Source organism: Janthinobacterium sp. SUN100 (genome assembly GCF_030397705.1).
GTDB lineage: Bacteria > Pseudomonadota > Gammaproteobacteria > Burkholderiales > Burkholderiaceae_D > Janthinobacterium > Janthinobacterium kumbetense.
In genome coordinates this window covers 775497-787703 of the sequence record NZ_JAPUBU010000001.1, presented here as the reverse complement: position 1 = coordinate 787703, position 12207 = coordinate 775497, and the positions used below count along the sequence as shown (strand labels likewise).

Annotated in this window: 16 protein-coding genes; 10 read left to right on the top strand and 6 right to left on the bottom strand. The window is 62.6% G+C overall.

Annotation, left to right across the window (positions count from 1 at the left end):
• Window positions 1-20 precede the first annotated feature (20 nt).
• The gene (locus O0881_RS03400) at window positions 21-662 is read left to right on the top strand and encodes a CatA-like O-acetyltransferase (RefSeq protein WP_289910140.1); all 642 of its coding nucleotides are present in this window, start codon (window positions 21-23) and stop codon (window positions 660-662) included.
• Here O0881_RS03400 and O0881_RS03395 read toward each other — a convergent pair.
• A complete protein-coding gene (locus tag O0881_RS03395) occupies window positions 659-1417 on the bottom strand; it encodes a helix-turn-helix transcriptional regulator (RefSeq protein ID WP_289910139.1) in 759 nt (252 codons plus the stop codon). The two genes, O0881_RS03400 and O0881_RS03395, sit on opposite strands and share 4 nt — an antisense overlap.
• A gap of 85 nt (window positions 1418-1502) precedes the next feature.
• Here O0881_RS03395 and O0881_RS03390 point away from each other — a divergent pair, with 85 nt between their 5' ends.
• On the top strand, window positions 1503-2270 hold the full coding sequence (locus O0881_RS03390; protein ID WP_289910138.1) for an alpha/beta hydrolase: 768 nt from the start codon (window positions 1503-1505) through the stop codon (window positions 2268-2270).
• Here O0881_RS03390 and O0881_RS03385 read toward each other — a convergent pair whose 3' ends face one another.
• Both O0881_RS03385 and O0881_RS03380 read right to left on the bottom strand, forming a co-directional pair.
• Window positions 2271-2912 carry a LysE family transporter gene (locus O0881_RS03385; protein ID WP_099667826.1) on the bottom strand — a complete coding sequence of 214 codons (642 nt, stop codon included), beginning with the start codon at window positions 2910-2912 and terminating at the stop codon, window positions 2271-2273.
• Between the two features lie 105 nt (window positions 2913-3017).
• Window positions 3018-4100 carry a YeiH family protein gene (locus tag O0881_RS03380; protein WP_289910137.1) on the bottom strand — a complete coding sequence of 361 codons (1083 nt, stop codon included), beginning with the start codon at window positions 4098-4100 and terminating at the stop codon, window positions 3018-3020.
• 105 nt (window positions 4101-4205) lie between these two features.
• Between O0881_RS03380 and O0881_RS03375 the strand changes: the two genes are divergently transcribed.
• The 3 genes from O0881_RS03375 to O0881_RS03365 are packed head-to-tail and all read left to right on the top strand — an operon-like array spanning window position 4206 to window position 6263.
• Complete coding sequence (locus tag O0881_RS03375; RefSeq protein WP_289910136.1) at window positions 4206-5108, top strand: LysR family transcriptional regulator; 903 nt, start codon at window positions 4206-4208, stop codon at window positions 5106-5108.
• Window positions 5109-5158: 50 nt separating this feature from the next.
• Entirely contained in the window at window positions 5159-5731 is a 573-nt protein-coding gene (locus O0881_RS03370) for a helix-turn-helix transcriptional regulator (RefSeq protein ID WP_289910135.1), read from the top strand.
• A gap of 7 nt (window positions 5732-5738) precedes the next feature.
• Window positions 5739-6263 carry a GNAT family N-acetyltransferase gene (locus O0881_RS03365; protein WP_289910133.1) on the top strand — a complete coding sequence of 175 codons (525 nt, stop codon included), beginning with the start codon at window positions 5739-5741 and terminating at the stop codon, window positions 6261-6263.
• A gap of 35 nt (window positions 6264-6298) precedes the next feature.
• On the opposite strand, the gene O0881_RS03360 is transcribed toward O0881_RS03365, so the two are convergent.
• Window positions 6299-7681, bottom strand: a complete 1383-nt coding sequence (locus O0881_RS03360; RefSeq protein WP_289910132.1) for a methyl-accepting chemotaxis protein — start codon at window positions 7679-7681, stop codon at window positions 6299-6301.
• Window positions 7682-8002: 321 nt separating this feature from the next.
• Between O0881_RS03360 and O0881_RS03355 the strand changes: the two genes are divergently transcribed.
• The gene (locus tag O0881_RS03355) at window positions 8003-8266 is read left to right on the top strand and encodes a DUF378 domain-containing protein (RefSeq protein WP_218965320.1); all 264 of its coding nucleotides are present in this window, start codon (window positions 8003-8005) and stop codon (window positions 8264-8266) included.
• 185 nt (window positions 8267-8451) lie between these two features.
• On the opposite strand, the gene O0881_RS03350 is transcribed toward O0881_RS03355, so the two are convergent.
• Together O0881_RS03350 and O0881_RS03345 are read right to left on the bottom strand one after the other, a co-directional pair.
• Window positions 8452-8859, bottom strand: a complete 408-nt coding sequence (locus tag O0881_RS03350) for a cytochrome c family protein (protein ID WP_289910130.1) — start codon at window positions 8857-8859, stop codon at window positions 8452-8454.
• A 155-nt stretch (window positions 8860-9014) separates the two neighbouring features.
• Entirely contained in the window at window positions 9015-9893 is an 879-nt protein-coding gene (locus O0881_RS03345) for an EamA family transporter (protein ID WP_289910129.1), read from the bottom strand.
• A 214-nt stretch (window positions 9894-10107) separates the two neighbouring features.
• Here O0881_RS03345 and O0881_RS03340 point away from each other — a divergent pair, with 214 nt between their 5' ends.
• The 4 genes from O0881_RS03340 (at window position 10108) to O0881_RS03325 (ending at window position 12178) form a co-directional block, all read left to right on the top strand.
• Window positions 10108-10593: a hypothetical protein gene (locus tag O0881_RS03340; RefSeq protein ID WP_289910128.1), complete on the top strand. Its 486-nt coding sequence runs from the start codon at window positions 10108-10110 to the stop codon at window positions 10591-10593.
• Window positions 10594-10673: 80 nt separating this feature from the next.
• Window positions 10674-11156 (top strand): hypothetical protein, encoded by a 483-nt coding sequence (locus O0881_RS03335; protein ID WP_289910125.1) that lies wholly within the window; start codon window positions 10674-10676, stop codon window positions 11154-11156.
• A 20-nt stretch (window positions 11157-11176) separates the two neighbouring features.
• Window positions 11177-11737: a hypothetical protein gene (locus O0881_RS03330; RefSeq protein WP_289910124.1), complete on the top strand. Its 561-nt coding sequence runs from the start codon at window positions 11177-11179 to the stop codon at window positions 11735-11737.
• Window positions 11738-11761: 24 nt separating this feature from the next.
• Window positions 11762-12178 carry a hypothetical protein gene (locus O0881_RS03325; RefSeq protein ID WP_289910123.1) on the top strand — a complete coding sequence of 139 codons (417 nt, stop codon included), beginning with the start codon at window positions 11762-11764 and terminating at the stop codon, window positions 12176-12178.
• Window positions 12179-12207: the final 29 nt, after the last annotated feature.

Sequence of the window (12207 nt, the reverse complement as noted above, 5' to 3'; positions counted from 1 at the left end):
CCATCGTCTACACTCGCCGCATGAAAAATTTCGAGAAGCGGCGCGACCGCTATGATTTGTTCCGGGCATTCGACAATCCCCTCGTCAACATCAACTTCCAGCTCGACGTGCCGGACTTCCGGCCCTGGTGCAAGGAACGGAAAATCCCCGTGTTTCACTTTTTCCTGTTTTGCCTGCTCAATACGGTCAGGGATATCGATCAGTTCATGTACCGCATCTACCAGGGCGAGGTGATCAGGATCGATGATTTTCCCGCTTCCTATACCGTCATCAATGGTGACGAGAACCTGAACTACACGCGTTTCACGATGACGGACCAGCTCGACCTGTTCATCGAACGCAGCCTGGCAGCCAAGCGCTTAGCGGAAGCCAGCTCCGCGCTGATCAATACGGGCGAGGGAGAGACCGAGCGCGAGCAGCGCAACAATATCTTCATCACCTGCCTGCCTTGGCTGGAGCTGGCGGCCATCGAACACCCGATCCACCGCCACCGCGACGCCGATATCCCGACATTTACCTGGGGCAAGTTTGGCCCCGCGCAAGAGGATGGCCGCATGCGGGTGCCGTTTTCCGTGCAAGCCCACCATGGCTTTGTCGATGGCTACCACGTGCAGAAACTGGCGCAGGCATTGTCGCAGCGCATCGCCGCCACCATTGCCTAGGCCAGATAGTCGCTGGGCGCCTGGCCCAGCACGCGGCGGAAGGCGGCCGTGAAGGCGCTGGGGCTGGCATAGCCGAGGTCGAGCGCGATACGGGTGACGGCTTGCCCGTCCGCCAGCCGCGTGATGGCCGCCAGCAGGCACGCTTGCTGGCGCCATTGGGCAAAGGCCAGCCCCGTCTGGGCGCGGAATTGCCGCGTAAAGGTGCGCCGGCTCATGCCGGCCTGCGCCGCCATCGCATCCAGGCTGCTGTCCAGGCTCGGCTGCCGCAGCATGTCCATGCACAGGCGCGCCAGCCGGGGTTCCTGCGGCAGCGGGGCGCTCAGGGGCAGGGGCTTGGCGGAGGCAATCTCGTCGAGCAGCAAGGCCATCAGTCGTCCGGCGCGCGATGCTTCGACGTACAAGGCTTCCACGGTCACGGCTTCGGCCAGCAGCTGGCGCAGCAGCGGCGAGGCGTCCAGCACCTGGCAGTGGGGCGGCAAGCCCATCCCGGCGATGGCCGGTGCGTCGATAAACACATTGTGCATGGTCACGGCGCCATGCATGCGCATGCCGTGCGAAAGCCGGGCCGGTACCCAGCAAGCCCGCTGCGGCGGCACCAGCCAGTTGCCTTGCGGCGTGTGCACGCTGATGACCCCGCGCGCCGCATAGGCGAATTGCCCGCGCGCATGGCTATGGCTGGGAAAGACGGCATCGGCGGCATGGTCGCGCGCCGTGGCGATCAAGGGGCGGGGCACTTCCGTATAAAAATCATCCATGGCCCATACTCTACAGTATTTGACCTGCCATCGAAGGCGGGCCGCTTGCCGGCCGCTTACCATCACACTCTTTTCAGGAGTGAACATGCACAATACCTATCATCGCGTGGGCCATGGCCCGCACGCCGTCATCGTCCTGCACGGCTGGTTTGGCGACGCCCACGCTTTTTCCCCGATGGAAGCAGGTCTCGACGGCGGCGCTTTCAGCTATGTCTTCATGGACAATCGCGGCTATGGCGCAATGCGTGGCGCGGCGGGTGAGTATTCGATGGAAGAGGTCGCCCGCGACGCGCTGGCCTTGGCCGATGCGCTGGGCTTTGCCACCTTCAGCGTCGTGGGCCACTCGATGGGCGGCATGGCGTTGGAACGGCTGGCCCTGCTGGCGCCCTTGCGCTTGCGCAAACTGGTGGCCGTGGCGCCCGTGCCCAGCTGCGGCGTGGCATTCGACGGGGCGGCGCGGCAACTGTTTCTCGACGCCAGCGGCAATGTGCAGGCGCGGCGCGCCATCATCGACCGCAGCACGGGAGGACGCTTGCCTGCCGCCTGGCTGGACTGGAAGGCGCAATATTCGTGGGAGAGTGCGGATCGGGCCGCGTTTGCACGCTACTTCCTCGCGTGGAGCGGGACGGATTTCAGTGAAGAAATCAAGGCGGCGCGCGTGGCACTGCCGTTGCTGGCGCTGGTGGGGGAGCACGACCCCCGTTTTGACGCGGCCCTGATGCGCCGCACGTATCTGGCGTGGTACCCGCAAGCCCGGCTCGAGGTGCTGGGCAATGCGGGACACTATCCGATGAATGAAACGCCGCTGGCCCTGGCGGCCAGCATCGAGGCGTTCTTGACGGAAAAAGACTAGTTACGCTGCCTTGCTGCGCAGGCGCAGCAGGCTCAGGCCCAGCAAGACGAAGGCGCCGCCGCAGATGCGGTTGAACAGCTTGGCGCGGCCCGGCGTGGCCAGCTGGGTTTTCAGCAGGCGCGCCAGGTTGGCGTAGAACAAGTGGGCCAGCATGGCGCAGGCGACAAACGAGGTCGTCAGCACGGTGAACTGGATGGCCACCGGTTCGCCCGGCGTGATGAATTGCGGGAACAATGCCGAGAAGAACAGGATGGCTTTCGGATTCGTCAGCGCCACCGTCAAGCCCTGGCGGAACAGTTTCCAGAACGTGTTGGGATTCGCCGCGCCGGGTGCCACGGGCGCATCGGCCACGACGCTGGTCTTGCTGCGCCATTGCTTGATGCCCAGGAACACCAGGTACAGGGCGCCAGCCAGTTTCAGCAGCATGAAGGCCGTGGCCGAGGTGGCCAGCACGACGCCCATGCCGGCCATGGCCACGCCGGAAATGATGAACAAGCCGAAACCATTGCCCATGCTGCTGATCATGGCGCGGCGCGGTCCGACGGCGATGGCATTCGAGATGGCCAGCAGGACGGCCGGGCCGGGAGAAAACGTGACGAGCAGGGCGACGCTGCAGAAAAGCAGCCAGTTCGAGAGATGCATGGGTGTTCCTGGGTGGGGCCGGAGCCGGATTGAGAGTCAAAACACGCTTATTGTACGAAGTTTTCGACTCCCGTGTCGGCTACCCCGGCCCGACACGGGCGAGTGTCATGCAAACAGGCTGGCGACCACATGGTTGATGGCGGCGCCACCGGCGATCAGCCAGCCGAACAGCAGGCCGGCCAGCAGCAGGGGCTTGATGCCGGCGCGGCGGATGGCCGACATGTGCGTCGTCAAGCCCAGGGCCGCCATGGCCATGGCGAGCAAGGCCGTATCGATATCGGTGATGGTGGCCACCATGTTTGCCGGCAGCAGGCCCAGCGAATTGAATGCGACCACGCCGATGAAGATGAAGGCGAACCAGGGGATGGCCAGCTTGGCCGCCTTGTCGTGGCCGCCGTTGCCGCTCCTGGCCTTGCTGCGCGCCAAGACCGCCGACAGGATGACGAGAAACGGCGCCAGCATCATCACGCGCACCATCTTGGCGATCACGGCCGCATTCGCCGCCTCCTGCCCGATCGACTTGCCGGCCGCCACCACTTGCGCCACCTCATGCACGGTCGAACCGATGTACACGCCGAACGCGGTGGGCGTGGCGCCCAGCACCTGCCAGTCCAGGTTCCACCGGTACAGCAAGGGATACAGGAAGATGGCGATGGTGCCGAACACAACAACGGTGGAGACAGCCACGGTGACATCCTCGCTGCGCCCCTTGACGACGGGCTCGGTTGCCATCACGGCCGCCGCGCCGCAGATGGAGCTGCCTGCGCCGATCAAAATGGCGCTGTTGCGTTCCAGTTTGAATACGGTGGTACCTAGGAACATGGCCAGGCCAAACGTGGACGCCAGCACCAGCGCGTCGATGGCGATGCCGGCCAGGCCGACCTGGCCGATATCCTGGAAGGTCAGGCGGAAGCCGTAGAGGATGATGCCCAGTCGCAATAATGTCTGCTTGGAAAAGGCCACGCCCGCGCCGCAGGTGGGCGCCAGGCGGCCATACACGCTGTTGCCCAGCACGATGCCGAGCATGATGGCCAGGGTGAGCGCGCTCATGCCGTGGCTTTGCATCCATTCCAGCTTGCCCAGCGCAATGGCGCCATAGGCGATCACGCCGCTGAGCAGCAGGCCGGGCAGCAGGCGGCCGTAGCGGTCGCTGAAACTTGTTGTATTGGTGCTTGAGAGGGAAGACATGCCGTACTCCATGTTTTTATGCGTATGGCATGACTGTACAGTTCGTCGATTAAATGGTAAAACGGATTGTTTTTGTATGTTTAACCGACAAAATAGGTAAATAAAATGGCGTTGACCTTGCGGCAACTACAGATTTTCCTGGCCGTGGCGGACACGGGCAGCACCAGCGCGGCGGCCGAACACATTGCGCTGTCGCAATCGGCCACCAGCGCGGCCCTGAATGAACTGGAAGCGCTGCTGGGCGCGCAACTGTTCGACCGGGTGGGCAAGCGATTGCTGCTCAACGACAATGGCCGCTTGCTGTTGCCGCAGGCGCGGCAGATGCGCGACGGGGCCGCCGGCATCGAGCGCCAGTTCGCGGGCGCCGACCCGTCCGTGCCCGTCAGCCTGCAAATCGGCGCCAGCACGACCATCGGCATTTATCTGCTGCCGCAGATCCTGGCGCAGGCAGCGCAGCAGTACGGTCGCAGCATCCCGCAAGTGACGATTGCCAACACGGCCGACATCGCGGCCGCCGTGGCGGAATTCCGTGTCGATATCGGCCTGATCGAAGGGCCGTGCCACGAAGCGGGCTTGCTGGTGGAGCCGTGGCTGACGGACCAGATGCTGATCGTGGCCGCGCCCACGCATCCGCTGGCGCAACTGCGCCATCTGCTCAGTTTTACGGAACTGAACCAGGCGGGCTGGCTGCTGCGCGAAGCGGGCTCGGGCACGCGTGAAGCCGTGGAGCAGGCTTTGGTGCCGTATCTGCACTATCTGCGCGCCGCGGGCGAGTTCAGCAACTCGGAAGCGATCAAGTATGGCGCAGCGGCCGGACTGGGCATCGCCTGCCTGTCGCGGGTGGTGGTGGCCGACCTGCTGGCCAGCGGGCAATTGGTGGAACTGGAAACCATGTTGCCGCCATTGGAGCGCAACTTTTACCTGATTCGCCAGTCTAAAAAGATCCTTTCGCCCCGTTTGACGGGTTTCCTGGAATTGTGCCGCCACGCGTCGCGCATGGCGGGCTAGCGCGCTCAAACAGCTTGACTGTTTTTCATATGAGGGATAAATTCCCATATATGGAAAATTCAGCGCTCACAGAGAACGATACGGAACAGCGGCTGGCGGCGCGTTTAAAACAGTTGCGCGTGGAGCGGGGCTGGTCGCTGGATCAGCTGGCCAGTGCCAGCCAGGTCAGCCGCGCGACTTTATCGCGCCTGGAAAATGGCGAAGTCAGCCCGACGACAAACGTGCTGGGCAAGCTGTGCGCCGCGTATGGCTTGGCCATGTCGCGCCTGCTGCGCATGGTGGAAGACGATTTCCCACCCCTGCTGCGGCGGGCTCAGCAAAGCGTGTGGACGGACCCGGACACCGGTTTTATCCGCCGCTCCGTCTCGCCCCCGGCGCGGGCGCTGGCCGGCGAAGCGCTCGAATGCGAGCTGGGCGCGGGCGTGACGATCGCCTACGCGGCCTCGCCCCGGCCCGGCATGGAACACCATCTGTTGCTGCAGGAAGGCAAGCTGAACGTGACCGTCGACGGCCGCTCGCACGACTTGCTGGCCGGCGACTGCCTGCGTTATCAGCTGCACGGCGCCAGCGCCTTCATGACGCCGCCAGACAGCGGCGCCCGCTATTTTCTCTTTCTTGTCTGAGGTCGCCATGCCCGCATCGCTACGCCATTTTTCATCCGCCGACATTCTCGAACGCTTGCCGGAGCTGGGCGCGCTGCTGCAGGCATGCGTACACGACGGCGCCAGCATCGGTTTTATCTTGCCGTTCGACACGGCGGCCAGCCAGGCGTTCTGGACGGATAACGTCTTGCCGGCCGTCACGCGCGGCGTGCGCCTGCTGCTGGTGGCCGAGGTGGAAGGGACGGTGGCGGGCGCCGTGCAGCTGGACTGGGATACCAATCCCAACCAGGCGCACCGGGCCGAAGTGCGCAAGCTGCTGGTCGCGCCCGCTTTCCGCCGGCGTGGCCTAGCGCGCCAGTTGATGCAGGCGCTGGAAGAGCAGGCGAGCCTCTTGCCGCGCAGCCTGCTGACCCTGGACACGCGCAGCAGCGACCATGCCGAACCGTTGTACTTGTCGCTCGGCTACGTGGCGGCGGGCAGCATCCCCTGCTATGCGCTGGCGCCGGCCGGTGACCGGCTGGACGCTACCACGGTCATGTACAAGCAGCTATAGCGAATTTATCGCGGCGAGGCGATGAGCTGGGGAACTCAGGCTTTCAGCCGCGCTCTAACGCTTGTGGCAGTGCGGTTTGCCGGCGCGGTGACGACGTGGCTGGCCGGTGCGGTCACCAGGGTGATGCCGTGCGCCGTCTGGGCGTGGTCACGGCTCAGCTTGAAGATGCCAACCGTGCCTGACAGCAGCGTGGCGCGCTGCTGCATGCTGGCTGCCGCGGACGATGCCTGTTCCACCAGGGCCGCGTTTTGTTGCGTTACCTGTTCCATTTGCACGATGGCGGCATTGACTTGTTCGATGCCGGACAATTGCTCGCCGCTGGCCATGCTGATTTCGCCCATGATGTCCGTTACGCGGTGCACGCTGGCCACGATTTCGCGCATGGTGGCGCCGGCCGTATCGACCAGCCGCGCCCCTGCGTCGACCCGCTCGACGGAGTCGCCGATCAGTTGCTTGATTTCCCTGGCCGCGCCGGCCGAGCGTTGCGCCAGCGTGCGGACTTCAGCGGCCACGACGGCAAAACCGCGCCCTTGCTCTCCGGCCCGCGCCGCTTCCACGGCCGCGTTCAAGGCCAGGATATTCGTCTGGAAGGCGATGGCGTCGATGACGCCGATGATGTCAACGATCTTTTTCGACGAAGCGTTGATCGAGCTCATGGTATCGACCACTTGCGCCACCACTGTGCCCCCTTTGCCTGCCACTGCGGCGGCCGATTGCGCCAGCTGATTGGCTTGCCGCGCGTTATCGGCATTTTGCTTGACGGTGCCCGTCAGCTCGTCCATCGAGGCGGCCGTGCGCTCCAGCGAACTGGCTTGCGCCTGCGTGCGCTGCGACAAGTCGAGGTTGCCGGCGGCGATTTCGCCCGAGGCGCCCGCGATGTCGTGCGTGCCGCCGCGCACCTCGCCCACGATCGTGATCAAGCTGGCATTCATGTCTTTCAGGGCTTGCAGCAGTTGCCCCACTTCATCGCGGGAATCGACGCGGATATGTTCGCTCAAGTCGCCGCCAGCCACCTTGCGCGCGACTTTGACGGCATGCCGCAAGGGCCGCACGATGCCGCTGCTGATGAACCAGGCCGTCGCCAGGCTCAACACGCCGCCGACCAGGCCCAGCGCAATGATCAGCACGCTGGTATCGTGCGCACGGGCCATGGCCGCCTCCGCCGCCGTGCGCATCTGCACCGATTGCGTGGCGATCTGCTGGTCGAGTTCGCGCAGGGCGGCTTGTTCCTGCGTACTGTTGCGCGTGGCCTGCAATTGCGCGATGCGCGCATAGCGCTGGTTCACGCTGCTATCGATTTCCCCGCTCACGGTCGACAACTGCCACGTGCTGATGACCACCACCACGGCCAGTAAAAGCGAAGTGAGCAAAAAGCCTGTGGTCAGGCGCACACCGATACGTATGTTTGAAATATTCATGTCCCCTCAGCTGTTGTCCCATGGTGGCCGTCTCCCATGCCTGCGGCATGGCGTGGCGCTTGTCCCCTGAAGTTGCTGGGGTGAAATGAGTGTAGCAGTGCGGTACTAAGTAATCTATAAATATTTCCATATTGGAATTAGTCACTGCCTGTTTAGCAACAGCGGCATGATTTGTTGCCAGATAAAATCACTCGCCGTATTACAGACGCGTCCTACCTCGATACCCGGTATCGTCCGACTGGCGCATGCCGGTGCAGCGCCTACACTGTTCCTTGCACAGACCCGACGGCGGGTCTTTCTTCTTATTCACAGGAGGCTGACATGGCGAATATCCAGGCAGGATCGGACGGTGCGGCAAATGAGGAAATGTCGGCCAAGCGCCTGAACGTGGTCGACTGGATCTCGATGATCCTGCTGATCGTGGGCGGTTTGAACTGGGCGCTGGTGGGCTTGTTCGATATCGATATCGTGGCCCGCATCCTGGGCGCCATGTCGACGGCGTCGCGCGGCGTGTACGTGCTGGTGGGACTGGCGGCGCTGTATTCCATCTATCTGTGCGTGCGCAAGCTGCCGGCCAAGCCCTAGAGTCGTCTGCGCGACCATGAGGCGGCGCACAAGAAGCGTAAGGGCGTGCTGCAAGCGCCGGGAATTGGATCTGGCGTCACGTGCCTGATGCCTCCATATGCGCGTGCATGTGCCTGCATGCGTGCAGGCTGGCACTCGGCCAGTTTGGACGCTGACGTCGTTGCATATACGTTTATTGCATGCGCTTACTGCGTGCGCAGATAGGCCAGCAGATCGGCCACTTGCTGGGCGTTGCCGATGCCCCAGAAACGCATGTTATTGCCAGGAATGAAATCGCTCGGCGCTTTCAGGAAGCCGGCCAGGTTTTGCTCGGTCCAGACGATATTCGCGTTTTTCATGGCCGCCGAGTATTTATAGTCGGTGGTGGCACCGGCCTTGCGGCCAATCACGCCCGTCAGCTTGGGGCCGAAGCCGCCGCGCGCCGATGGCCCTACCTGATGGCAAGAGGCGCACTTGCGAAAAGCGGCCTTGCCCGTTTCGGCATTGCCCGTGAGGGCGGCAGGAGCGGCCGCCTGTGCGGCGGCGACTGGCGCCAGCAGCAAGGCTGCGGCGGCGAGAGGGGAAAACCAGCGAAAAAGAAATGGATATGTCATCGTTGAGGCGGAAGTGCACGATATGGCAAGCAATGACGTATTTTACAGGCGGGCATCAAAACCTGTCCGTCAGCGGCGCAGCGATGCCCGGCGGCGCAGGAATGGCGGCAGGAAGGAAAGCGCGCAGGAATCGATACGGGATGGCCTGAAGGCCGCTAGCGCTTGCCGCCCTGTGCGCCCAGCGCCGCCATGGCCGACGCGAACACGATGCAGGCGATGGCCAGCCACTGGGTCAGGCTCAGCAGTTCTCCCAGCACGGCCATGGCGGCCAGCGCGCTGACGGCGGGCGCCGCGCTGCTGAACATGCCGAACACGCCTTGCGGCAAGCGGCGCAAGGCAAATATTTCCAGAGAGTACGGCAGGGCGCTGGACAGCATGGCAATGGCCAGGCCCATCAAGGCAATCGACGGCGCCAGCAGAGCCGTGCCCGAGTAGGTGATGCCGATGGGCACCGTTACCATGGCTGCCACCGTCATGCCCCAGGCCACGGCTTGGCCACCTTGCAAGGTCGAGGCGCGCTTGCCGAAGATGATATACAGCGCCCAGCACAGGGCTGCCCCCAGCGCATATGCCACGCCGACAGGGTCCAGGCTGCCTGGACTGCCTTGCAGCGGCAACAGTAAATACAAGCCAAACACGGCGCACGCTACGGCCAGCACATCGCGCGGCCGCCGCGACGACAGCATGGCCACGGCCAGCGGCCCTGTTACCTCGATGGCGACCGCGATACCGATCGGTATCAGCGCAAACGCCCGGTAAATCAGCAAGTTCATCAGCCCCAGCACGGAGCCGTAGACCAGCAAGTTCAGTACATCCTTGCGCGTCAGGCGATAGCGCCACGGCCGGAAGATGGCCAGCAGTATCAGCGCCGAAAATCCCACCCGGTACGCCGTGATCCCTTCCACGCCAACGACGGGAAACAGATTCTTCGCAATCGCCGCCCCCAGATTGACGGAAATCTGCCCTCCCAGTACGGCCAGGGAGGGGAGCAAGATGCTGTCGGGGAGGGAGGAGGTCGAGGCGGGGGAGGTCATGGGGCGCCATTTTAATACGCAACAGGCCGCTAGTCGCTGGCAGATCTGCAACGGATGGCATTTATCCTCCCGTACTGGCTGCAAAGCGGACCGGGCACTGTTGTAATAGTGCAAGTATTTTCTGATAATGCTATTCTGGCAGTACACCACTGATCAGTGGGGTGCCGCCACCGATTCTTTGTCTCTATGGAGCCGCTCTATGAATTGCAAAAGCATGGCAGTGACCGTCGCTTTGGTGTTTGCCGCCGGCTCGGCTGGAGCACAGGCCTTGCCGCCGCAGGCGCAATTGCCGGCCTGGGCAACGCAACAGCTCGATAGTCTGGCCAAACGCGAAGCGGTCGAAGTGAGCGCGCGCATGAACCCGTTTATCCTGCGCGGCGATTTCGATGGCGATGGCAAGGGTGATCTGGCCGTGCTTGTCAGGAACAAGGACAGCAAGAAGGAGGGCATCGCCTTCCTGTTCAGGCAAAAGACGTCGCCCCTCATCGTCGGTGCCGGACATGCCTTGTCCAGCGGCGGCGACGATTTCGCCTGGCTGGAAGTATGGCAGGTGGAAGACAAGGGATCGTTGCAGCACAGCTATCATGAAAAATCCCTCAAGCTGAAAACGGATGGAATCGTGGTGGCGAAAGAGGGTTCTGCCAGTGCCTTGATCTATATCAAGGGCGGCAAGGCGTTTTGGCAACAGCAGGGCGATTGATGGATTGCCCGCGCATGTCCGCTGGCTGACAAGCAGTCCACGGGAATGGGCAATAGCCTGAATCGGCATGAATTGAGAATATGACAGCACTGGCAGTGGATTTCGTTGCATCCTATACCCCCTCATCCGAAGCGAAAATTGCCTTTGCTTGGAATGGCAGGCATGGGGCCGATTTCGACGATGCCAACATGGAGTTTCGCACCGTGATAGGCAATTATTTCGAAGAGCATGCGCAGGCATGCTCCTTGCCGCTGATTGCCGCCCTGTACCGCGCGGAGACGCAGGGGGCGAAGGAAGCCTGGTGCGTCAGGAGCGTGGTGGCTGAATTGGCGCAGGAACTGCTGCAGCGCGGTGGCGTCGCTTATCTCGATGTGTACCTTGCCGGCGCATGCTGCGGCATGGATGCCTGTATGGAATCGGGGAATATTTCGCTAAGCAAGACGCGTTGCGAAGAGCTGCTTGCCTATTGCAAGGCATCGGCATTCAACGCCGAGGCCGGTCTCCGGAAACGATGGAGCATGCTGGCACAGCGCTTTGCCTGCCTGCTTGCCGGTGCGGCATGATGATGTTAATGAGGGAGCAAATGAGAGAAGCAGTTAAGGGGCAATACGGGAAGAAACTCGTCGGATGCACGATCCTGGCGTTCGTCTTGGGGGCCAGTTGCGGCGTTCGCGCGGCAGAGCCTGAAACCGCTGAACAATGGGCGATGCAGCTATTTCTCGGCGTTTGCATGCCTTCCCAGGGGGATGTGCATCAGATCGAAACGGCAGTCAGGCGAGTGAAACTGGTCGAGGTGACGTCAAAAGAGGCGCGGGCACTGCCGGATAATGTGCCTGGCAAGTCCTGGTCCACGAGGGAAACAGGCGGCCGCTTTACAGTAGTTGCCACGCAGCCGCAAACCTGCTCCGTTGTGGTGAAACAGATAGCTCCAGCCGACTTGAAGCGCGAGTTTGAACGGTGGCTTCCTCCTGCGAGCACCGGTTATACCGTGATGCAGAAAGCCGAGGACCGGCAGGGCGATATGGCTACCTCGTCTTACGCCATTTTGCGCGAGGGGCGGCTCAAGTACAGCTGGGTGCTGCGCATGTCCTTGACCCAGCCGGGCGCGACGGGAACGCTTTCCGTGCGTGCCGCCGTGCCTTGACTTGTTACGATGGAGAAGTGTTGAATGCATGTATTTAGTATCGGCGACACCAATTTTGCAGTGGATGCCGCGAAATCCCGGATCAGCGTGGCGGCACTTGCCAATGGTATGCGGGAAATCAATATCAAGATCGAGGCCGACGACGAGGAGTTCATGCGGCTGACGGAAGATGACGATGCCCCCTGGTCATGGGCGCTGTATCCGCCGTCCTTCATTTTGCAGGGCTTGCTCGTCGCGGAAACGGATGCATCGCCCCTGCATGGGCTGGCCGTCGATGCCAGCAATACGGACTGTGAATATAGTCTCTACATGATGGAATACCGCGATGTGGCGGACCTGTGCTTGGTGGAACTGTCCGCGCAACGGTTGGCTCTGACGGGCAAGGTGGATTTTTTTGGCGAAAGCCTGCCCTTGGTCATCGATCTGCCGCGCGCGGCTTAGCGCCTGTCTTTCGCGCGGTGGCAAGGGCG

Coding starts and splice junctions, on each gene's coding strand:
- O0881_RS03400 (WP_289910140.1), top strand. CDS start 21: ATGAAAAATTTCGAGAAGCGGCGCGACCGCTATGATTTGTTCCGGGCA.
- O0881_RS03395 (WP_289910139.1), bottom strand. CDS start 1,417: ATGGATGATTTTTATACGGAAGTGCCCCGCCCCTTGATCGCCACGGCG.
- O0881_RS03390 (WP_289910138.1), top strand. CDS start 1,503: ATGCACAATACCTATCATCGCGTGGGCCATGGCCCGCACGCCGTCATC.
- O0881_RS03385 (WP_099667826.1), bottom strand. CDS start 2,912: ATGCATCTCTCGAACTGGCTGCTTTTCTGCAGCGTCGCCCTGCTCGTC.
- O0881_RS03380 (WP_289910137.1), bottom strand. CDS start 4,100: ATGTCTTCCCTCTCAAGCACCAATACAACAAGTTTCAGCGACCGCTAC.
- O0881_RS03375 (WP_289910136.1), top strand. CDS start 4,206: ATGGCGTTGACCTTGCGGCAACTACAGATTTTCCTGGCCGTGGCGGAC.
- O0881_RS03370 (WP_289910135.1), top strand. CDS start 5,159: ATGGAAAATTCAGCGCTCACAGAGAACGATACGGAACAGCGGCTGGCG.
- O0881_RS03365 (WP_289910133.1), top strand. CDS start 5,739: ATGCCCGCATCGCTACGCCATTTTTCATCCGCCGACATTCTCGAACGC.
- O0881_RS03360 (WP_289910132.1), bottom strand. CDS start 7,681: ATGAATATTTCAAACATACGTATCGGTGTGCGCCTGACCACAGGCTTT.
- O0881_RS03355 (WP_218965320.1), top strand. CDS start 8,003: ATGGCGAATATCCAGGCAGGATCGGACGGTGCGGCAAATGAGGAAATG.
- O0881_RS03350 (WP_289910130.1), bottom strand. CDS start 8,859: ATGACATATCCATTTCTTTTTCGCTGGTTTTCCCCTCTCGCCGCCGCA.
- O0881_RS03345 (WP_289910129.1), bottom strand. CDS start 9,893: ATGACCTCCCCCGCCTCGACCTCCTCCCTCCCCGACAGCATCTTGCTC.
- O0881_RS03340 (WP_289910128.1), top strand. CDS start 10,108: ATGGCAGTGACCGTCGCTTTGGTGTTTGCCGCCGGCTCGGCTGGAGCA.
- O0881_RS03335 (WP_289910125.1), top strand. CDS start 10,674: ATGACAGCACTGGCAGTGGATTTCGTTGCATCCTATACCCCCTCATCC.
- O0881_RS03330 (WP_289910124.1), top strand. CDS start 11,177: ATGAGAGAAGCAGTTAAGGGGCAATACGGGAAGAAACTCGTCGGATGC.
- O0881_RS03325 (WP_289910123.1), top strand. CDS start 11,762: ATGCATGTATTTAGTATCGGCGACACCAATTTTGCAGTGGATGCCGCG.